The organism is Flavobacterium sp. FlaQc-30 (assembly GCF_044005885.1).
Taxonomy (GTDB): domain Bacteria; phylum Bacteroidota; class Bacteroidia; order Flavobacteriales; family Flavobacteriaceae; genus Flavobacterium.
The window spans coordinates 1-22,192 of record NZ_JBIPCO010000002.1 but is presented as its reverse complement, the minus strand read 5'-3'; the positions used below and the strand labels follow the sequence as shown (position 1 = coordinate 22,192).

The 22,192-nt window shown below is 32.8% G+C and carries 21 protein-coding genes and 1 rRNA gene; 14 read left to right on the top strand and 8 right to left on the bottom strand.

Annotated features, from left to right (window positions below; genetic code table 11):
* Positions 1–74: 74 nt before the first annotated feature.
* On the top strand, positions 75–707 hold the full coding sequence (locus ACHRV0_RS05395; protein WP_089053085.1) for a YigZ family protein: 633 nt from the start codon (positions 75–77) through the stop codon (positions 705–707).
* Between the two features lie 31 nt (positions 708–738).
* On the opposite strand, the gene ACHRV0_RS05390 is transcribed toward ACHRV0_RS05395, so the two are convergent.
* Entirely contained in the window at positions 739–1,143 is a 405-nt protein-coding gene (locus ACHRV0_RS05390; RefSeq protein WP_089052871.1) for a thioesterase family protein, read from the bottom strand.
* 187 nt (positions 1,144–1,330) lie between these two features.
* Here ACHRV0_RS05390 and dnaA point away from each other — a divergent pair, with 187 nt between their 5' ends.
* The 10 genes from dnaA to scpA all read left to right on the top strand — a co-directional run bounded on the left by dnaA (position 1,331) and on the right by scpA (position 11,524).
* Positions 1,331–2,758: a chromosomal replication initiator protein DnaA gene (gene dnaA / locus ACHRV0_RS05385; RefSeq protein ID WP_065451227.1), complete on the top strand. Its 1,428-nt coding sequence runs from the start codon at positions 1,331–1,333 to the stop codon at positions 2,756–2,758.
* A 9-nt stretch (positions 2,759–2,767) separates the two neighbouring features.
* Complete coding sequence (locus ACHRV0_RS05380; RefSeq protein WP_395440146.1) at positions 2,768–3,235, top strand: low molecular weight protein-tyrosine-phosphatase; 468 nt, start codon at positions 2,768–2,770, stop codon at positions 3,233–3,235.
* Positions 3,236–3,307: 72 nt separating this feature from the next.
* Positions 3,308–4,021, top strand: coding sequence for an SAM-dependent methyltransferase (locus ACHRV0_RS05375; RefSeq protein ID WP_129022901.1), 714 nt, complete (start codon positions 3,308–3,310; stop codon positions 4,019–4,021).
* A gap of 17 nt (positions 4,022–4,038) precedes the next feature.
* Positions 4,039–4,539, top strand: a complete 501-nt coding sequence (locus ACHRV0_RS05370; RefSeq protein WP_395440145.1) for an energy transducer TonB — start codon at positions 4,039–4,041, stop codon at positions 4,537–4,539.
* Positions 4,540–4,597: 58 nt separating this feature from the next.
* Entirely contained in the window at positions 4,598–5,725 is a 1,128-nt protein-coding gene (locus tag ACHRV0_RS05365; RefSeq protein ID WP_395440144.1) for a methionine aminotransferase, read from the top strand.
* 74 nt (positions 5,726–5,799) lie between these two features.
* Positions 5,800–6,681 carry an SDR family oxidoreductase gene (locus ACHRV0_RS05360; RefSeq protein WP_164973650.1) on the top strand — a complete coding sequence of 294 codons (882 nt, stop codon included), beginning with the start codon at positions 5,800–5,802 and terminating at the stop codon, positions 6,679–6,681.
* Positions 6,682–6,935: 254 nt separating this feature from the next.
* Positions 6,936–7,544 carry a uridine kinase gene (gene udk, locus ACHRV0_RS05355; RefSeq protein ID WP_089052866.1) on the top strand — a complete coding sequence of 203 codons (609 nt, stop codon included), beginning with the start codon at positions 6,936–6,938 and terminating at the stop codon, positions 7,542–7,544.
* Between the two features lie 83 nt (positions 7,545–7,627).
* Entirely contained in the window at positions 7,628–7,954 is a 327-nt protein-coding gene (locus ACHRV0_RS05350; protein WP_395440143.1) for a septum formation initiator family protein, read from the top strand.
* Positions 7,955–7,971: 17 nt separating this feature from the next.
* The gene (locus ACHRV0_RS05345) at positions 7,972–9,336 is read left to right on the top strand and encodes a methylmalonyl-CoA mutase subunit beta (protein WP_395440142.1); all 1,365 of its coding nucleotides are present in this window, start codon (positions 7,972–7,974) and stop codon (positions 9,334–9,336) included.
* A gap of 46 nt (positions 9,337–9,382) precedes the next feature.
* Complete coding sequence (gene scpA / locus ACHRV0_RS05340; protein ID WP_395440141.1) at positions 9,383–11,524, top strand: methylmalonyl-CoA mutase; 2,142 nt, start codon at positions 9,383–9,385, stop codon at positions 11,522–11,524.
* 44 nt (positions 11,525–11,568) lie between these two features.
* On the opposite strand, the gene ACHRV0_RS05335 is transcribed toward scpA, so the two are convergent.
* The 4 genes from ACHRV0_RS05335 to dapF form a co-directional block, all read right to left on the bottom strand.
* Complete coding sequence (locus tag ACHRV0_RS05335) at positions 11,569–12,213, bottom strand: peptidoglycan-binding protein LysM (RefSeq protein WP_129022896.1); 645 nt, start codon at positions 12,211–12,213, stop codon at positions 11,569–11,571.
* Between the two features lie 467 nt (positions 12,214–12,680).
* Positions 12,681–13,721, bottom strand: coding sequence for an endolytic transglycosylase MltG (gene mltG, locus ACHRV0_RS05330; RefSeq protein ID WP_089052862.1), 1,041 nt, complete (start codon positions 13,719–13,721; stop codon positions 12,681–12,683).
* A gap of 2 nt (positions 13,722–13,723) precedes the next feature.
* A complete protein-coding gene (locus tag ACHRV0_RS05325; protein WP_395440140.1) occupies positions 13,724–14,266 on the bottom strand; it encodes a GNAT family N-acetyltransferase in 543 nt (180 codons plus the stop codon).
* Positions 14,267–14,275: 9 nt separating this feature from the next.
* A complete protein-coding gene (gene dapF, locus ACHRV0_RS05320; RefSeq protein ID WP_395440139.1) occupies positions 14,276–15,058 on the bottom strand; it encodes a diaminopimelate epimerase in 783 nt (260 codons plus the stop codon).
* A gap of 138 nt (positions 15,059–15,196) precedes the next feature.
* On the opposite strand from dapF, the gene ACHRV0_RS05315 reads away from it, so the two are divergent.
* Positions 15,197–16,597: a trypsin-like peptidase domain-containing protein gene (locus tag ACHRV0_RS05315; protein WP_395440138.1), complete on the top strand. Its 1,401-nt coding sequence runs from the start codon at positions 15,197–15,199 to the stop codon at positions 16,595–16,597.
* A gap of 196 nt (positions 16,598–16,793) precedes the next feature.
* Complete coding sequence (locus tag ACHRV0_RS05310; RefSeq protein WP_395440137.1) at positions 16,794–18,242, top strand: glyceraldehyde-3-phosphate dehydrogenase; 1,449 nt, start codon at positions 16,794–16,796, stop codon at positions 18,240–18,242.
* A gap of 63 nt (positions 18,243–18,305) precedes the next feature.
* Here ACHRV0_RS05310 and ACHRV0_RS05305 read toward each other — a convergent pair whose 3' ends face one another.
* On the bottom strand, positions 18,306–18,764 hold the full coding sequence (locus tag ACHRV0_RS05305) for an Lrp/AsnC family transcriptional regulator (protein WP_089052857.1): 459 nt from the start codon (positions 18,762–18,764) through the stop codon (positions 18,306–18,308).
* A 201-nt stretch (positions 18,765–18,965) separates the two neighbouring features.
* Between ACHRV0_RS05305 and ald the strand changes: the two genes are divergently transcribed.
* The gene (ald, locus tag ACHRV0_RS05300; RefSeq protein WP_129022892.1) at positions 18,966–20,084 is read left to right on the top strand and encodes an alanine dehydrogenase; all 1,119 of its coding nucleotides are present in this window, start codon (positions 18,966–18,968) and stop codon (positions 20,082–20,084) included.
* Between the two features lie 110 nt (positions 20,085–20,194).
* On the opposite strand, the gene pafA is transcribed toward ald, so the two are convergent.
* Together pafA and rrf are read right to left on the bottom strand one after the other, a co-directional pair.
* Positions 20,195–21,814, bottom strand: a complete 1,620-nt coding sequence (gene pafA, locus ACHRV0_RS05295) for an alkaline phosphatase PafA (RefSeq protein WP_395440136.1) — start codon at positions 21,812–21,814, stop codon at positions 20,195–20,197.
* 255 nt (positions 21,815–22,069) lie between these two features.
* Positions 22,070–22,179 (bottom strand): 5S ribosomal RNA (rrf, locus tag ACHRV0_RS05290).
* Positions 22,180–22,192: the final 13 nt, after the last annotated feature.

The following is a 22,192-nucleotide window of genomic DNA, read 5'->3' as shown; positions in this document are numbered from 1 at the left end:
AGAATTGGATCAAAATAAAATTCGGGAAAATTTGTGTAATTCATGGCAAAAAAACTCAATTTAGAATTTTAATTTTGGAATACAGCGATACTTATCAAACCATAGCAATTGAATCTGAAGAAGTACTTTTTAAAGAAAAAGGCAGCAAATTCTTTGGTTATGCTTTTCCTATAGAAAATGAGGAGGAAGTAAAACCAATAATTGAGAATTTAAGAAAACTTCATCCGCACGCTGTACATTACTGCTATGCTTATCAATTGGGCACTGCTCCAAAAATTTCCTATCGGGCAAATGATGATGGCGAACCAAGCAATACAGCCGGCGCACCTATTTACGGACAAATACAATCTTTTGGCGTAACAAACGTTCTTATAGTTGTGGTTCGTATTTTTGGAGGTACTAAATTAGGTGTAGGCGGTTTAATTGCTGCTTATCGAACAACGGCTCAAATGACATTAGAAGTTTGTGAAATTGTTGAAAAAACAATTGACGTTCATTTTTTAATTTCGTTCGATTATAAAAACATGAACAAAGTAATGCGGGTTATAAAAGAAAAAAAACTCGAAATTACTTCTCAAGAAATGGAAATGGATGAAGATTCTGGACTTCCAATTGGCAAAATAATCACCAAAACACGAAAAAAAAATGCCGAATCAGTATTCGACATTTTTGATTTAATGTTTGAAATCGATATTAAAATTATATAAATTAACATTAAAACACATCTCATTTTAACAATTATTCAAGTGTTTTAAATAATTCTAAAATGTAATTTGGAGGTGCAGTCGGGCGACCCGATTTTAACGAAATAAATACTAAAATAAACACTGCTGTTGTTAATAACTCATTTGACTCATTATAAATTGCGCAGTCGAATTCAATCTTAACAGAAGACTGACTTTTGAACGTGGTATGAATTGTTAAAAGCTCATCATAGCGTGCCGATTTTTTATAATTAATCTGCATCGAAACAATTGGCAGGCCAATTCCGCTTTCTTCCATGCTGGCATACGAAATCCCTTTATTTCTAAGCCATTCGACGCGTCCAATTTCAAAATAAGGCACATAATTTCCGTGATAAACAACCCCCATTTGGTCTGTTTCAGAGTAACGAACACGCACTTGCGTTTGATGATTTTTCATTATTTACAGATTAAAAAAAATTAACTTTCAAAAACGTCCTTACAACATTTTTTTATAAAATTAGACCCCAAAATATTTTTTTTTACAGAAATTTGTTCACATATTTGTTATCCCGAAATACGGAATAAAATTGCTCCTTTTTTATTAGGAGAATCTTTATCAATAATAAAAAAACTTATCTGAATTTATGACTAAAACTGCTCAATCGGTATGGGAAAACTGTTTGTCCTTTATAAAAGACAATATTCAAGATCAAGCTTATAAAACTTGGTTCGAACCAATCAAATCAGTTGAGCTAACCGACAACGCATTATATATTCAGGTACCAAGTAAATTTTTCTACGAATGGCTCGAAGAGCATTACGTAAAATTATTGAAAGTTGCGCTTACCAAAGAACTAGGAAAAAACGCAAAGTTACTCTATAAAATTAAAATGGAGAACACTTATGGAAATAAACAGCCGTTTACCGAGCAGCTGCCAAGTTCCAACAGAGTGCCAATGAAACCGCAAGAGGTTGATGCTCCGTTTAAAAACTTAAATCCAGAGCTTAAAAATCCTTTTGTAATTCCGGGAATTAGAAATTTAAAAATTGAATCTCAATTAAATCCTAATTACAGCTTTGATAATTTCCTTGAAGGAGATTCAAACCGTTTAGCTCGTTCTGCAGGTATGGCTGTTGCCAACAAACCTGGAGGAACTTCATTTAATCCGTTATTGATTTTTGGAGGAGTTGGTTTAGGAAAAACACACTTAGCACATGCTATAGGTGTAGAAGTAAAAGATAAATACCCAGAAAAAACGGTTTTATATATTTCTGCCGAGATTTTCACACAACAATATATTGATTCGGTTAAAAAGAATAATCGTAATGATTTTATTCACTTTTACCAATTAATCGACGTTTTAATTATTGATGATGTTCAGTTTTTGTCAGGAAAATCAGGAACTCAGGACGTTTTCTTCCACATTTTTAACTACCTGCACCAAAACGGAAAACAGGTAATTTTAACTTCGGATAAAGCTCCTGTTGATATGCAGGATATTGAACAGCGTTTATTATCTCGTTTTAAATGGGGATTATCTGCAGAATTGCACCAGCCTGATTACGAAACTCGTATCTCAATCTTAAAAAACATTTTATATCGTGATGGAGTTGAAATGCCAGAAGATATTATAGAATATGTTGCGCGCAACATCAAATCTAATGTTAGAGAATTAGAAGGTGCAATCATTTCGTTAATCGCCCAATCTTCTTTCAATAAAAAAGAGGTTACGATTGAGCTTGCTAAAAGTGTTGTAGAGAAATTCGTTAAAAACGTTAAGAGAGAAATCTCTATCGATTATATTCAAAAAATTGTATCTGACTATTTTCAACTTGACATTGAAACGCTTCAATCTAAAACACGAAAGAGGCACGTTGTTCAAGCGAGGCAGTTGGCTATGTTTTTTGCAAAAAAATTCACCAAAGCTTCTTTGGCAAATATTGGTTCACAAATTGGAGACCGAGATCATGCCACTGTTTTACACGCCTGCAAAACTGTTGACAATTTAGTTTCTACAGACAAACAATTCAAAAAATTTGTCGAAGACATCAACAAAAAACTAACGCTATAAACGCGAATCATGCCAGTAAAAATTTTAATGGTTTGTTTAGGAAATATTTGCAGATCTCCTTTAGCAGAAGGAATACTAGCTTCAAAATTACCTAATGATAGATTCATCGTTGATTCTGCTGGAACAGGATCATGGCATATAGGCCACGCGCCAGACAAACGCTCTATTGCTGTGGCTAAAAAAAACGGCTTATGTATTGACAATCAAAAAGGAAGACAATTTAAAACTTCTGATTTTGATGAATTTGATTATATCTATGTAATGGATAATTCAAATTTAAGAGACGTCCTTCATCTTGCCAAAACTCCCGAACACAAAAATAAAGTTCATCTTATTCTGAATGAATTATTCCCAGATGAAAATGTAGATGTTCCAGATCCTTATTACGGAGCTGCAAACGGATTTGATAATGTTTATCAAATGTTGGACGAAGCATCTGAAGTAATTGCCCAAAAACTTATCAAAAAACATTCATAATTTAATTTGTATTTTAGTTATTCATAAATAATTAAAATACATTTTTTGTTTTAAACTATAAAATATCACAAAATGAAACTTCTAGGAAAACTATATTTAATTCCAACTACAATGGGCGAAAGCGATCCGATGGATGTTTTGCCGCAAACCGTTAGAAGAAGTATCGAACTTATAGATCACTATATTGTCGAAAATGACAAAACTGCTAGAAAATCAATAAAAGCAGTTTATCCTGAAAAAAAACAATCAGAATTGGTTCTTTTCACTCTTAATAAACGAACGGAACCAAGCGAACATTTAGACTTTATCAAACCTTTACTAGAGGGGAAAAATATGGGTTTAATGAGTGAAGCGGGCTGCCCAGGTGTTGCTGATCCTGGTGCCGTTATTGTAAAATTGGCGCATGAAAAAGGAATTCAAGTAGTCCCATTAGTTGGCCCCTCTTCTATCCTATTGGCTATGATGGCTTCTGGAATGAATGGTCAAAGCTTTACTTTCAATGGCTATTTACCAATTGACAAGGACGAAAAAAAATCGGCATTGAGACATTTTGAAAAATTATCTCACGATAAAAATCAATCTCAGATTTTTATTGAAACACCTTATAGAAATAATAAATTAGTTGAAGATATTTTACAGATTGTAAATCCGTCAACACATTTATGTATTGCAACAGATATTACTTTACCAACAGAATTTATTAAAACAATGAAAATTTCTGACTGGAAAAAATTAAAAGTAGATTTACACAATCGCCCTACTATTTTTATTATTCATAAAATGTAAATTTAAAAGTTGTCGTAATGAAAAAGCTTTTAACCCTGATTTTTCTATGCTGCCTGCAGACTGTGTTTTCTCAAAACACTAAACAAGTTTCTAAAACAAAAGCTTCAGAAACAAAAAAAGCAGAGCCTGTTATAGTTGAAGATAAAGATCTTTATTTCGATTCACATTTAATTATTGACGAAAACGTTCCGACGAATAGCGATAAAACAATTTACAATACCGCAGGAATAGATGTTAAACCAATCTTTCCGGGAGGTTTTGAGAAATTCTATAAGTTTGTAGAAAATAATTTCAAAAATCCTGATGAAGATATTGACTTCAAAGGAAAAAAAATCTACGTAACCTTTATAGTTGAGCAAGATGGCGCATTAACTGATATAAAAATCCTTAGAGATGCAGGCTTCAACACAGGAGCTGAAGCAATTCGAGTTTTGAAAAAATGCCCTAAATGGTCTCCTGGAGAAAAAGATGGTAAGAAAGTTAGAGTTTTATATTCGCTTCCAATAACTTTAAAATAGTTAAATTCAGTCCGTTTTTCATATCGCACTCAACAGTTTTCCCAAATCAAACTTTATCATGAGTAAACTTCCAAACGTAACCACAAGCATTTTCACGGTAATGTCAAAAATGGCTGCTGAATATAATGCAATAAATCTTTCTCAAGGATTCCCGAATTTTCCTGTTGACGAAAGGTTAACAGATATAGTGGCAAGATTATCAAAGGAAAACGTACATCAATATACACCAATGGCAGGTTATCCGCCATTGATGAACAAAGTTGCCAAATTGACTCAGAGTTCATACAACAGAACGATTAATCCTGAATTAGAACTTTTGATTACCGCTGGCGCAACACAGGGAATTTTCACATCGATTTTGGCTTTGGTTAAAGAAAATGATGAAGTAATTATTCTTGATCCAAGTTATGATTCGTATGAATCACCTGTTTTACTATGCAATGCAAAACCTGTTCGTGTGGCGCTAAACGATGATTATACTCCAAATTGGGAGACAATCGAAAAAGCCTGTTCAGATAAAAGCCGAATGATTATCATCAATAATCCGCATAATCCGACAGGAAAAATATTAACTGAAGCTGATTTTGATCAATTAAAAAAAATACTTTCAAAATATCCCGATCTTTTGGTTTTATCTGATGAAGTTTATGAATACATTACTTTTGAAGAAAAACATATTTCGGCGCATACCAAAAATTTCCTTTTAGATCGTTGTATTATGGTTTCCTCCTTTGGAAAATCATTTCATATTACGGGTTGGAAAATTGGTTACACTATTGCTCCGGAACATTTAATGAAAGAAATCAAAAAAGTACATCAGTTTTTGGTTTTCAGTGTAAACAGTATTTCACAAGCTGCGATCAGCGAATATTTAGACGTTGTTGATGTCAATTTACTTGGGAAATTCTATCAGGAAAAAAGAGATTATTTCCAGAAACTACTTCAAAACAGCCGTTTCGAATTGAAACCATGTGAAGGGACTTACTTTCAGGTAGCTTCTTATGCTGCTATTTCTGATGAAGATGATGTGTCTTTCTGCAAAAATCTAATTATTAATCATGGCGTTGCCGCGATTCCTATTTCAACTTTCTACTCTGATCATAAAGACCAGAAATTAATACGTTTTTGCTTCGCTAAAGATAATTTAACACTAAAAGCTGCCGCAAAAAAACTATGCGAAATATAAAGTTTATCAAAATTTTACAACTTTATTATGCGTGCATCCTATTTTTTTAATTAATATTGTAAAAAAAGAAAAGTATGAGCTATACAGATAAAATGTTACGTGATGACGCTTTAAAAGGAAAAGTTATCGTTGTTACAGGCGGCGGAAGCGGTTTAGGAAAAGCGATGACAAAATATTTTCTAGAATTAGGCGCTCAAGTCGCTATAACTTCTAGAGATTTAGAAAAGCTAAAAACTACTGCAGCGGAACTTGAAAATGAAACTGGCGGGAAATGTCTGCCTCTTCAATGTGATGTTCGTCATTATGAAGAAGTAGAAAATATGCTTCAGGAAACCTTAAAAGTTTTTGGAAAAGTAGATGTTCTTTTGAACAATGCTGCTGGAAATTTTATTTCTCCAACAGAACGTTTGTCTGCAAATGCATTTGATACTGTTATAGACATTGTACTTAAAGGTTCTAAAAACTGTACACTGGCTTTTGGAAAACACTGGATTGACACTAAACAAACATCGGCAACGATTTTAAATATTGTAACGACTTATGCTTGGACTGGTTCTGCGTATGTTGTACCAAGTGCTACTGCAAAAGCAGGAGTTCTAGCCATGACAAGAAGTCTTGCTGTGGAATGGGCAAAATATGGAATTCGTTCAAACGCTATTGCCCCAGGACCATTCCCAACAAAAGGAGCTTGGGACAGGTTATTACCAGGAGATCTTTCCGAAAAGTTTGATATGGCAAAAAAAGTGCCTTTGAAACGTGTTGGAGATCACCAAGAATTAGCCAATTTGGCTGCTTATTTAGTATCTGATTTTTCAGCTTATGTAAATGGAGATGTTATCACAATAGACGGAGGCGAATGGCTGAAAGGTGCAGGACAATTCAATTTATTAGAAGCAATCCCAGAAGAGCTTTGGGACCAGCTTGAAATGATGATAAAAGCAAAAAAGAATAAATAGTTTTACGTGCTTACTAAATTCAGAATATTTTATTAAAACTATACTGATTGCGCGAAATCCCGAAGGTTTACTTTCGGGATTTTTTTTATATTTTTCACCATATAAGTGATATTATTTCAATGAAGTAACAAATTGTTTGCATATTCTGCTTGCTTAAATTTACTTACATTACTTATATGGTTAAATACATTAATATGCTTACACAATTCACTTAAATTATTATTTTTGCCAAACAAATAACAAACAAAAATTTTATGCTCATTATTGGACTTGCAGGAGGAACAGGAAGTGGAAAAACAACAGTTGTACACCAAATCATGACCGAATTACCAGACACTGAAGTTGGTGTAATTTCTCAAGATTCGTATTACAAACAAACCGATAATTTATCTTTTGATGAAAGAGCATTAATTAACTTTGATCATCCAAGATCTATCGATTTTGAACTTTTAGTAAAACATCTAAAAGCTCTAAAATCAGGCGAAACTATCGATCAACCTGTTTATTCTTTCATACAACACAATAGGACAGATGATACGGTGTCAACACATCCTAGAAAAGTAATGATCGTTGAAGGAATTTTAATTTTAACGAATCCTGAATTACGTGAACTTTGCGATATCAAAATTTTCGTTCATGCCGATTCTGATGAAAGATTAGTTCGTCGTTTAAAAAGAGACATTTCAGAAAGAGGACGTGATATCGACGAGGTTTTAAACCGTTATCAAAACACATTAAAACCTATGCATGAGCAATTTATAGAGCCGTCTAAGGCTTTTGCTGATATCATTATACCTAATGACAAATACAATACTGTAGCAATTGATGTAGTTCGAGCTGTAATTAATCAGAGAATTTCATAATTTTTATTGTAAATTTAAACCATTAAAAAAATGAGCTGATCCTGATTTTATCGGGATCAGTATAATAGGTAATGAAAAGTAAAATGAAAAATCCTTATAAAGACAAAAAATGGTTTAAACTCCTAGGCAATAAGTATGTTTGGGTACTTCTCTTTTTTGTTATCTGGATGCTGTTTCTAGACAATTATTCCTATTTTGATCATCGTTTTTTAGACCAGCAAGTTAACGAGCTGCAAGACAATAAAAAATACTATCAGGACGAAATAAAAAAAGATCAGGAACAGATCAAGCAGCTAAAAAATCCTGAACAAATAGAAAAATATGCTCGCGAAAAGTATTTTATGAAAAAAGACAGCGAAGATATTTACATCATTCAATTCGAAGGAGATACTATTCGAGATAAAGAATAATCAGAAAAAAGCAACTAATGGCTAATACACTATTCAACGATTTTAATCCTATTTCATCCAAACAATGGAAACAAAAAATTCAGTTTGAATTAGATGGAGCTGATTATAACGAAACGATGATTTGGAATTCTCCCGAAGATATTCAGGTTAAACCTTTTTATCATCGTGACGAATTCACAAAAGCAGCATCGGTTAAAACTCACGCTTCTAATTTTCAAATCTGTCAAAACATATTTGTACATGATATCGAAAAATCGATTAAACGTGCAATTGATACAATCGAAAGAGGTGCAGAAAGTCTTCGTTTTACTATTCAAAACGAAAATACTGATGTTCAAAAATTACTAGAAAATCTTCCTTTAGAAAACAAAACCGTTTACTTCAATTTAAGCTTTATCTCAATCGATTTCGTAAAATTATTAAACGCAATTTCTATTGAGAAAAAAGCTGTTTTTTATTGTAATCTAGATCCTATCGGACAATTGGCCCGTGACGGAAATTGGTTCACAACCTCAGATAAAAATAATTTTGAAACGCTTGAAAAAATTTCAAACGAAACAAAAGATCTTTCATTGCTTAGTATCGATTCTGGTTTATATCAAAATGCAGGAGCAAATATTACACAGCAAATCGCCTATAGTTTAGCGCACGCAAATGAATATTTAAATCGTTTACCAAGTATTACAAAACCGATTGTTTTTCAAGTCTCTGTTGGAACAAATTATTTTTTTGAAATTGCAAAACTTCGAGCTTTACGAATGCTTTTTAAATTAATTGCAGCTGAATACAATTCTAATTTAGAATGTCATTTATTGGTTACGCCAACGAAACGGAATAAAACTATTTACGATTATAATATCAATATGCTTCGCACAACAACCGAATGTATGTCGGCAATCCTTGGCGGCGCAGATGCTGTTGCTAATTTACCTTATGATTCATTATATCATAAAGACAATGAGTTTGGCGATCGAATTGCACGAAACCAATTATTAGTATTAAAACACGAAAGCTATTTTGACAAAGTAGATAATCCTGCGGATGGAAGCTATTATATTGAAAGTTTAACAATGCAGCTGGCTGAAAAAAGTTTAACGCTTTTTAAAGATATTGAAGCAAATGGAGGTTTCTTAAAACTTCTAAACGACGGAACTATTAAAAAGAAAATTCAAGAAAGTGCCGCTAAAGAGCAAGAATTATTCGACTCAAAAAAAGAAGTTTTATTAGGTACAAATAAATACCCTAACAAAGAGGACAAAATGAAACATGACTTAGAGCTGTTTCCTTTTGTAAAAATCAAGCCGAGAAAAACATTAATTACACCAATTATAGAAAAAAGATTAGCCGAAAAACTAGAACAGGAAAGGCTTGAACAAGAATAATTTTTCTTTATCTGTAATTAATAAAACAATATAACGAAGCGTCTCCATGATAAGAAAAGACCTTAAACATATTAAATTAGATGTTAAAAGTGAAAAGTTAGACGAACTGACGCATAACTCAGACTCTTTAACGCACAACTTCACCACTGCCGAAGGTATTGAACTCAAAAAAAACTATTCTGAAAAAGACATAGAAGATTTAGAGTTTCTTGACTTTGGAGCTGGTTTCGCACCTAATTTACGCGGACCATATGCTACGATGTATGTTCGTCGTCCTTGGACAATTCGCCAGTATGCGGGATTTTCGACTGCAGAAGAAAGTAATGCTTTTTATAGACGAAATCTAGCGGCTGGTCAAAAAGGACTGTCAATAGCTTTTGATTTGCCTACTCATCGCGGTTACGATTCAGATCACGAAAGAGTTGTTGGTGATGTAGGAAAAGCAGGAGTAGCAATTGATTCTGTCGAAGATATGAAAGTATTGTTCGACCAGATTCCACTTGATGAAATGTCAGTTTCAATGACCATGAATGGTGCTGTTTTGCCTATAATGGCATTTTATATTGTTGCTGCTGAAGAACAAGGTGTTGAACTTAATAAACTTTCTGGAACTATTCAGAACGATATTTTGAAGGAATTCATGGTTCGTAACACTTATATATATCCACCGGCGCCATCCATGAAAATTATTGCTGATATTTTTGAATTTACGAGCAAAAAAATGCCAAAATTCAATTCTATCTCTATTTCAGGATATCATATGCAGGAAGCTGGAGCAACGGCAGATATTGAGTTAGCTTACACTTTAGCAGATGGATTAGAATATATTAGAACGGGATTATCAACTGGAATGACTATTGATGAATTTGCTCCCCGCCTTTCTTTCTTTTGGGCAATTGGAATGAATCACTTTATGGAAATTGCAAAAATGAGAGCGGGCAGAATGATTTGGGCAAAGCTGCTTCAACAGTTTAACCCGAAAAGCGACAAATCATTAGCATTAAGAACACATTGTCAAACCAGCGGATGGAGTTTGACAGAACAAGATCCTTTTAACAATGTTGCCAGAACATGCATTGAAGCAACAGCAGCTGCATTTGGAGGTACACAGTCTTTACACACAAATGCGCTTGATGAAGCAATTGCATTACCTACTGACTTTTCGGCTAGAATTGCTCGCAATACGCAAATATATTTACAAGAAGAGACTAAAATAACCAAAACTGTTGATCCTTGGGGCGGCAGTTATTATGTCGAATCGCTTACAAACGAAATTTTAGAAAGTACTTGGAAACTGATTGAAGAAGTTGAGGAACTGGGCGGAATGACAAAGGCGATTGAAGCTGGGATTCCAAAATTAAGAATTGAAGAAGCAGCCGCAAGAAAACAAGCTAGAATCGACAGCGGTCAAGATACAATAGTTGGTGTTAATAAATTTAGATTAGATAAAGAAGATCCTTTGCATATTTTGGATGTTGACAACCAAATGGTTCGTAAACAACAAATTGAACGACTTACAGAAATAAAAGAAAAAAGAGATTCACAAAAGGTAAATCAATCACTTGAAAAATTAACTCATTGCGCAAGAACCAAAGAAGGCAACTTATTAGAAATTGCTATTGAAGCTGCCCGAAATCGAGCAACTTTAGGCGAAATAAGTGATGCTCTTGAAAGTGTGTTTGGAAGGTTTAAAGCGCAAATTAAATCATTTAGCGGTGTGTATAGTGCAGCAATAAAGAATGACGAGAATTTCGAAAAAGCGAAACAGCTTGCGGATGCTTTTGCGAAGCAAGAAGGAAGACGTCCAAGAATTATGATTGCCAAAATGGGACAGGACGGTCATGACCGAGGTGCAAAAGTAGTTGCAACAGGTTATGCTGATGTGGGTTTTGATGTTGATATAGGACCTTTGTTTCAAACTCCGGCAGAGGCTGCTAAACAAGCTGTTGAAAACGATGTTCACATATTGGGTGTTTCTTCTCTTGCTGCTGGGCATAAAACATTGGTTCCGCAAGTTATTGAAGAGCTTAAAAAACACGATCGTGAAGACATTATGGTAATTGTTGGCGGAGTAATTCCTGCACAGGATTATCAGTTTTTATTTGACGCTGGTGCGGCGGCAGTATTTGGCCCAGGAACCAAAATAAGTGAAGCTGCTATCAAAATTTTAGAAATATTAATTGACTAGATTATAAAAAAATATCCCGATTGCTCGGGATATTTTTTTTAATGTTAATCGTTTATTGTTGCATTACTATCTGCTTCAATAAATGAAAGATCATAGCCGCCAAAATCACGCATGTAACTTTTTAATGAAGTTCCAAAAGCGTCTCTAAAATGTCTATTGCCTTTATTTTTAAAAAAGTTTTTTACTGATCCAGCACCACCTAAATGCGCTGCCGCTAAAATACCTGATTCGGTAATTTGAATACCACTAACAACTTTTCCTTCATACTTTTCAATTTCATTACGCAAAATCCATTTGTTTTTAGATAATAATGCTAGAAAAGCTTTTTCCTGTAAGGCAGGATCTTTTAGAAATTCTTTTTCATTGCTGACTCCGATAGCACGTAATGCTTTAGAACCAAATTGATATTTTCCCATATATCCTAAAGAATTTACCATTCGGTATTTTCCTTGAGACTCTTTAAAAGCAACTGCTTCTTTAAAACCAATAAGACGATTTCCTGTATATGGGACGTTTAGATTAATTTTAGGATAATCATCCTTTTCTGTTGATGGAAACAAGTATTCAGATCCATCTGTTTTCTCTGTTAAAAACCAAGGTTTGGTTTCCAAAGTAAAGGGTTTAAAACCCAAACTTAAAAATGTAATAATAACGATCAAACTCGCATAAAAATACCACTTCTTTATCATAAATTGTTTTTCTTCAAAACGCTGTCACCTTTTTGAAATTTCTACGCTGCAAAGATAACGAATATTAAACAATGCTATAAATCAACACTTTACGAGTTTTTAAGATTTTCAAAATTTAGTCTAAACCCTTTAATCACGCATTATTAGAGCTTATTTTTTCAAAATGAATAAGACTTAAAAAAGGGCAAAAACTAATTCAATAAAATGTCATTTTTATCAAATTTTTATCAAATTTGTTAAAATAGAAAGATTAAACCTACGATTTTATATAGTTTTTAACGTGAAAAAAAACTTCAATTATAAAAAACAAGAAATAAATTATACCTAAAAAAACACCTTTTAATCAAATTAAACTAAAATCTTAAAAAAATTAAATTGAAAATTTACTTTCACTACAGATCATAAAAAAAACCGAAGCAAAAACTTCGGTTTAATGATTTATGTGTTTAAAAAAAACTACCCTTTTCTTATCTCGTTACACCTTGACTTGCAATCCAGTCAGAATATTTTTTAGCATTCACATTATGTTCTGCTAAAGTTGAAGCAAATTCATGATAACCAAAACGATCTACACTTGCACAAAAATAGATATAATCGTTTTTCTCAGGATTCAAAACAGCTTCTAATGCCGTTATATCAGCCATTGCAATAGGTCCTGGAGGAAGTCCTGTATTTACATAAGTATTGTATGGTGACTTCATAACCAAGTCATTATAAAAAACTCTTTTTATTACTTGATCAAAATTGTTATCTCGCAGTTTTAAAGCATAAATAACGGTAGGATCTGCTTGTAATGGCATATCTAAACGTAATCTGTTTAAATAAACGCCGGCAATACGCGGACGCTCATCTTTTTTAACTGATTCTTTGTGAACTATAGATGCTAAAATAGATACTTGAACTGGTGTTAAACCTTGTTTTTTAGCTTGTTCAATTCTTTCAGGAGTCCAAAAATTATGATATTCTTTAATCATTTTGTCACGAAACTTTTCTGCAGATGTATTCCAATATACTTCATATGTATTTGGAATAAACATAGCAAAAACATTATCCTCATTGAATCCATTTGCTGCTAGAAAAGTAGAGTCTTTAAATGCTTTCATTAAAGACAAACTATCTGCTTCGATTTCAGAACCAACTCTTCCAGCAAAATTCTCTAAACGCTCTTGATTATTAAAAGCCAATTTTACAGGAACATTTGAACGCATAGCACGAACTAAATCAATATTGTTCATGTCTTTTTTAAGAAGAAAACGCCCAGACTTTACATTTTCTGGATAACTTCTTTTGTTTGCCACCATTTCAAAATTTTCAAAATTCTTGATATAGGGTTCTAATATCTTTTTTACATCAGTATAGTTTGCGCCAGTTGGAACGTAAACATAAACCTCTTTTTCTTGAAATTTTGTATTGGCGCTGAATATTTGGCTAATTAATATAAAACCGTAAACTATTAAAACAGAAATTACGGCTACAGCAGTTATTGTGATGATTTTCTTTAGATTCAAAGCTATAAATTTAAATGTTCTTTGTTAATTAATTGAAAAATTGCTTCGTCATGATAGTGGTTATTCAGCAAAATCCAATCTTTTTTAATTCCAATTTTCTCAAAACCAAATTTAGTAAAAAGAGCCATACTTGCGTCATTACTTGTACTAATATTTGCATAAAGCTGATGCAGATTCAAATTAAAAAAAGAATAATTAATCAGTAGCTCTAATGCCTCAGAACCAATGTTTTTACTTCTATTTGCATTTTTTTGAATCACAATTCCTACTCCTGCTCTATTATTTTTTGGATCAAAATCAAATATATCGATCAAACCAATTGCTGGAAAATCTTCATCCTGACAAATAGCCAGACGCAATTGCTTTGCTTCATAAATATCTTGCTGGGCATTTTCGAGATACTGACGAATTAAAAAACGACTATAAGGTGTATGGGTATTGCTAACTTCCCAAATACTCTGATCATTTTCCATGGCATATACAAACTCTAAATCATTAGGTTCTAATGCACGCAGATAAATTGTATCGCCTTTGAGTGTAATCATTATTAAATATTAGATTTCGATTATTCCTTTAAAAACAAATTTTGCTGGTCCAGTTAAAAAAACATTTGTAAAATGTTCTCCTAGTTTATCAAAAGAAACATTTAATTTTCCGCCTTCAACATTTAAATCAATCGAAGTTTTATCAGTCTGACCAATAGCATTCATTGCAATTGCAACAGCAGTCGCTCCAGTTCCACAGGCCAAAGTTTCATCTTCAACTCCTCTTTCATAAGTACGAAGTGAAAAAGTTTGATCGTCAACTTTTTTTACAAAATTAATATTGCTTCCTTTTTCTCCATATAATTCTCCATAACGAATAGCTGCTCCGTTTTCTTTCACATTATAATGTTCTAAATCATCAACTAATTCAACATGATGCGGCGATCCTGTATTTAAAAAAGTATAAGAATCGTTTTTTTTCACTTCATCAACATCAATCATTTGCAATGAAACAATTGCGTCATTATTTACTGATGCATGGTGCAAACCGTCTGTTGCTATAAAGGTTGTTTTATTATCGATTACTCCTAGCTGATTTGCAAAAGCTACTAGGCAGCGTCCTCCATTTCCACACATTGAACTTTGGTTTCCATCAGAATTATAATAAACCATTCTGAAGTCAGTTTCTTGATCGTTTTCTAACAGAATAAGACCGTCAGCTCCAATACCAAAACGTCTGTCACATAAGCGTTCAATCAATTTTACATCGTCTTTTGGGAAAAAATTTGTACGATTATCAATCATGACAAAATCATTGCCAGTTCCTTGATATTTATAGAATTCTATTTGCATTTTTTAGTCATTAAGTAATACAAAAGTACGAACTAATAATTAATGAAATGTTAATCATTGTTAAAGAGAGTTAAACCACTTTACAAAATATTTTTTTGCTTTATTTTTACATTAAATAACTTAAACAAAATTGTAATTATGAAAAGATTTTCATCCTTATTTTTAGTATCACTTTTAAGTGGCGCTATTACCCTTGGAGCTTACAAGTTATTATTTGAGAGTAACAATTCTCTTTTTGGAAAAGGAAACTCTGTTGTTACACTTGCGCCCAATTCATTCGGAAAAAATGTCGCTCTCTCTGCTGAGACTGTAGATTTTACAGAGGCTGCGGACAAAACAATTCATACTGTTGTTCACGTTAAAAATGTCAGCAGGCGAACTGTGAGTAATCCTATGCTGGAATTTTTCTATGGTTATGGAGGACAACAGCAGCAGGAACAGGTAGGGACTGGGTCTGGTGTTATTATTTCTGAAGACGGCTACATTGTAACAAACAATCACGTTATAAAAGATGCTACAGAAATTGAAATAACATTAAATAATAAAAAGTCTTATAAGGCAAAACTTGTTGGCACGGATTCTAAGATGGATATTGCGCTTTTAAAAATTAATGCTGACGAAAAATTACCTTATACGCCTTTTGCGAATTCTGACAGCGTAAAAGTTGGCGAATGGGTTTTGGCAGTAGGAAATCCGTATAACTTGACTTCGACTGTAACTGCAGGAATTGTTTCGGCGAAAGCTAGAAATCTAGATCAAAGCGGTATCCAGTCATTTATTCAAACTGATGCTGCTGTGAATCCAGGAAACAGCGGCGGGGCATTGGTAAACACAAGAGGTGAATTAATTGGTATTAACACTATGATTTCCTCAACAACAGGATCTTATGTTGGATATTCATTTGCAGTTCCTTCTAATATTGCTCGAAAAATTATTGAGGATATAATGGAGTTTGGAAATGTTCAAAGAGGAATTTTAGGCGTTGAAGGCGGAGAACTGAATAGTGCTGTATCTAAAGAATTAGGAGTTACTGAAACTCAAGGTTTTTATATTAGTAAGGTTTCTAAAAATTCTGGAGCAGAAAAAGCTGGTCTTGGCAAAGGCGATATTATTGTAAAACTTGATGAACAAAATATTTCAACTTATGCAGATCTTTCTGGTTACATTAATACTAAACGTCCAAATGATGTTATTAAAGTTACCTATATTAAAGAAGGGAAAACTAAAACCGTTCCGGTTTCTTTAAGTAAAAATGAATTTTTTAGTACTGAATATAAAGGAATGGAATTAGAAAATATTGATGCTTCTGACAAAAAGAAATTCAGAATTGATTATGGTGTAAAAATCAAAAATATTACAAATGAGAATTTAATGCAGTACCAAAACGAGCTGCAGGGTAATATCATTTTAAGCATAGACAATGTAAAAGCAACAAATGTTGAAACTGTTTCTAAACTTTTGAGTAAAAAAGACGAAGGACAGAGTTCCCGCATTGAAATGATAAACAGAAATGGTGAAATTTTTAGAATCATAATCTAAATCTCTGTTTACAAAATAACATTACTAAAAGCCATCTTAAATAATTAAGATGGCTTTTTTTATTCAATGAAAAGAAATAGCCTCTAAGTTAATTTCAAAAATAAATGCTAAAATAGTTTACGAAATCGATTGAAATGGATACTTTTGCGCAAAATTTTAAAATAGTGAGCATTTTATTTTTTTAATTTAATCAATTATGAGCAAAAAATCTTTGTACCAAAAAGAGGTATCATTACAGGTCGACCGAAGAAAAGCTGGTGTCGAATTAATCAAAGTAATAAGTGATTTATGGTACGACAAATCCATTGAAATGGTTTTATTCAAAAACCAATTACTGGATAAAAATGTCAGTGACATCATCAATCTTCATCAATATGCAGGTGAATTTGTAGGTAAGCCAATTACAATTTTTGATTCGGTAGAAATCGCAAAAGTTGTTTTATCATTAGATCTTCCACCAGCAAAAATAGATCTTGGAAAACTTACCTATGAATATCGTTTAGAAGACGAAAAATATCCTGATGCAAGGTATTTTGTTATCGAAAAATTAAAAAAGGCGAAATCATCAAAAGAAATCCAGCCAAAAGATGTTGTCCTATACGGCTTTGGAAGAATCGGACGTTTGTTAGCTAGAGAATTAATGTCTAAAACCGGAAAAGGAAACCAATTGCGCTTAAGAGCAATTGTTACGCGTGATAAAAATGATGCATCAAGTTTAGAAAAACGAGCTTCTTTACTACGATACGATTCAATTCACGGAGACTTTCAAGGTTCAGTAATTGCCGATCCAAAAAACAATGCTTTAATCATTAATGGAACTACTGTTCATATCATTACAGCAAATTCTCCTGAAGAAATTGATTATACTCAATACGGAATAAATGATGCTTTAGTAATTGATAATACGGGAGCATTCACAACTGAGGAAGCTTTAAAAAGACATTTAACTTCTAATGGAGCAAATAAAGTATTACTGACTGCGCCAGGAAAAGGAGTGCCAAATATAGTACATGGTGTAAACCATAATGAGTATAATCCAGATGAAAACGATATTTTTTCAGCTGCTTCATGCACCACAAATGCCATTACACCAATTTTAAAAGTTATTGAAGAAACTTTAGGAGTAGTAAAAGGTCACTTAGAGACTATTCATGCTTATACCAATGATCAGAATTTGGTTGATAATATGCACCGAAAATACCGTCGCGGCCGAGCTGCTGCGCTAAACATGGTAATTACTGAAACAGGTGCAGGAAGTGCAGTTGCTAAAGCTTTACCATCATTAGAAGGAAAATTAACTTCGAATGCTATTCGAGTTCCTGTACCAAATGGATCGCTTGTAGTTTTAAATCTAGAGGTTAAAAAAGCCACTTCAATTGCAGCAATCAATAAAATTATGAAGAAATATGCACTTGAGGGAGAATTGGTAGAGCAAATAAAATATTCTTTGAATAATGAATTGGTTTCATCAGATATTGTTGGAACTTCTGCCCCTTCAATATATGACAGTAACGCAACTATTGTATCAAAAGATGGTAAAAATATAGTATTATATATCTGGTACGATAACGAATACGGCTATAGCCATCAGGTAATACGTCTTGCAAAATATATAGCAAAAGTAAGACGATTTACTTACTATTAACAGAAACCTAACCAAAACCAAATTACCTTAAAACCATCAAGTCTCCTTGATGGTTTTTTATTTTTAAACCGGTAAAACCGTAGTGCTTTTAACTTCAGAAATAACAAAAACGGTATTTATAAGAGATACTTCCGGCAAGATAGAAAGTTTTTTTTGATGAAAATGATGGTAACTTTCCATATCTGGAATTATAATCTTTAGCATATAATCAAAATTTCCAGATACATAATTGCACTCCACCACTTCAGGCAGATTCAAAATTGACTGATTAAACCCCTCAGATGTATCATAGGTCTGTTTAGTGAGTGTTACTTGGCAATAAACAGTCAAATTATTTCCGAGTTTTTTCTTATCCAAAATGGTCACATATTTCTCTATAATTCCATCTTTTTCAAGTCGTTTCACTCGATCATGAACAGGAGTTAAAGACAAATTTATTTTGTTTGCAATATCTTTTAAAGTGTAATGTGCATCTACTTGTAAAAGACGTAAGATTTTTTTGTCTATTTCATCTAAAGCCATAACGAAAACGTTGTATTAAAATTTATGAAATTTAGTTTTTTTTTCTCTTTGAAGATTTAATCCTTTCTCTAAAAAGAATAATTTTCTGTAAAATTAAAAAATAAAATAATATTTTCTTATTTATTACCCTGTAAACCATAATTTATTCTCTATCTGTAGATTTGTAAAACAATTTCAATAAAAACAAAAAAATATAACAAAATGATAATAGGAGTTCCAAAAGAAATCAAAAACAACGAAAATCGTGTAGCATTAACTCCAGCAGGAGTTTCTGAAATGAAAAAACATGGACACGTTGTTTATGTTCAATCTACTGCTGGTTTAGGTAGCGGTTTTAGTGATGATGAATATGCACAGGCAGGAGCAGTAGTTTTACCAACAATTGAAGAGGTATATGCTATTGCTGAAATGATTATTAAAGTAAAAGAACCAATTGCATCAGAATATCCATTAATCAAGAAAGATCAATTGTTATTTACTTATTTCCACTTTGCTTCATCAGAGCCATTAACTCACGCTATGCTTGAAAAAGGTGCAGTATGTTTAGCTTACGAAACTGTTGAAAAAACAGATCGCAGTCTGCCATTATTAGTACCAATGTCTGAAGTTGCAGGTCGTATGGCAATTCAACAAGGTGCAAAATATCTAGAAAAACCATTAAAAGGAAGAGGAATTCTTTTAGGAGGTGTTCCAGGTGTTCCACCCGCTAAAGTATTAGTTTTAGGAGGAGGAATCGTAGGAACTCAAGCTGCAAAAATGGCTGCTGGATTAGGGGCTCAAGTAACAATTATGGATTTAAGCTTACCTCGTTTACGTCAATTAGACGATATTATGCCTGCAAATGTAAATACAGAAATGTCTAACCATTACAACATTACAAGAGCAATTAAAGATGCGGATTTAGTTGTTGGAGCTGTTTTGATTCCAGGAGCAAAAGCACCTCACTTAATTACTCGTGATATGCTAAAATTAATGCGCCCAGGAGCAGTTGTAGTTGACGTTGCGGTTGACCAAGGAGGCTGCATTGAAACTTGTACTCCAACAACACACGAAAACCCAACTTTTATTATTGATGATATTGTTCACTATTGTGTAGCAAATATGCCAGGAGCTGTACCTTATACATCTACTTTAGCTTTAACTAATGCTACTTTACCTTATGCTGTACAACTTGCAAACAAAGGATGGGAAAAAGCTTGTGCTGAAAGTGAAGAATTGAAAAAAGGTTTAAATATTGCTAACGGAAAAATCCTTTATAAAGGAGTTGCTGAAGCATGGAATCTTCCTTACAATGAAGAATTAGTATTGGCAAACGCATAGTGTCAATATTAAATAAGTGCTTACTAAGCAATAAAACAAAAGGCTTTTCATCACGAAAAGCCTTTTATTTTATCCTAAAAAAACTTGCTCTTAAAAGAACAGGTTTAATGTTATTTCTTATTATCTAAAACTTCTTGCAAAACCTTTGCCTCTGTCCCATTAGGGAAAGTAACTTTAATTTTTTGTGCAATTGTTGGAGCTATTTCAGTTATTGCTTTTTTATCATAAGATTCTCCTTTTTTGATATTCCAGCCATAAAAAATAGCCGGTACATGAGTATCATAGCTATAAATGGTACCATGAGAAGTCCCTGTTGTAGAATATTCAATATCTCCAGGTTTATCCACAATTACTAAATCACCATTTTGAGTAACATCGTAACCTTTAGCAACAAAATTTAATGAATAATCATTTCCGCCATTTGCCAAAATTTCCTCTTCTGTATAAACCTTTTTCACTTGTGGTTGAGAAATCAAGAACTCTTTAAAAGCTTGTTTAACTGCAGCCAATTCCAAACGTTTATCTTTTATGATTTGTCTATTGAAGAAAACATTAAAATTAGAGTAATTTAAAATCAAATCAACTCCAAAAGTTTTTGTCGAAAAATCTTGTAAGCTTTTCTTAACTTGCTTAGAAGGATAATTATCTACATTATATTTACGATCCTTTAAATAAATTACATTTTCTGCCCCTGCATGATCAGCTGTTAAAAAAAGTAAATAATTTCCTTTTCCAACTGTCTTATCCAAATAAGCTAAAAAATCAGCAATAGTTTGATCTAATCTCAAATAAGTATCTTGAAGTTCCATTGATCTAGGCCCTAGTAAATGCCCAACATAATCAGTAGATGAAAAACTAACAGTTAAAAAATCTGTTATGTTATCTTTTCCAAGCTCTTCTTTTTCAATTGCTCTTTTTGCAAACTCAGCCAAAAGATCATTCCCGAAAGGAGTTGCACGAATAACTCCAGCGTCGTTCTTCTCATACATTGATTTTAAATCATATGGAAAAACAGGAGCTGCACTTCCATACAGTTTTCCTTCATAAGGATTATTATCCGGAAGACTTTCATTATACACTGAAGCAGGTTTGTATAAATCCCAGCCTTTATTAATGTATTTTAAGTAATTCTTTTCATTGTTAAATTCAGAAACCCATTCTGGCAATTTCTCTCCATAAAAAGTACTAGAAATAAACGATCCTGTTTTACTATACCAAAATGCCCAATTGGCAAAATGTCCAGCTGGCAAAATTGCACCACGATCTTTAAGACTCATTCCAATTACTTTTCCATTAAAATTAGTAGCCATTCTAACTTCATCAGTAATTGTAGTACTTTGAAGATTCTTAGGAGACATAGCCCCTTCCTCAGCAGTTCCATCACCAACAGTTTTTACGTCTGCATCATCTGTACAATACATTTCCTTTCCAAGAGTCCTGCTGAACCACTCATTACCAACAATACCATGTGTAGCAGGAGTTGTACCAGTATAAATTGAAGCGTGTCCAGGTGCAGTATAAGTTGGCATATAATTATAATGCATATTTTGAAAAACATATCCATTATTCATTAATTTTTTGAAACCATTTGGGGAAAAATCATCAGAAAATCGATATAAATATTCCATTTTCATTTGATCAACTACTATACCTACAACTAATTTGGGACGTTGTTGTGCACTAAGATTTGTAATAACAAAAAGTGTCAACAGTAAAATACTTTTCTTCATGTTTAAATAAATAATTTAAAGACAAAAATACTCATTCAAATCCAAAAATTCTAAAGTATTAATACCTAAGACCAAACAAATAATCATAATTTAACAAAATTAAACTACAAACTATTATTGAATTAAAGAAATACTCATTTAAAAACTCTGTTTTCTAAAAAAAAAATATTACTAAAGAGCAAACAAGGAAGCTAAAGTATAAAACCGCTATAAATCAAAAAATCCTCATCAAATACATGATGAGGATTCTTAAAAGAAAGGCGACGACATACTCTCCCACAAAATTGCAGTACCATCTGCGCAGGCGGGCTTAACTACTCTGTTCGGGATGGGAAGAGGTGAGCCCCGCCGCAATAACCACCTTAAGGTTGTTAGTAA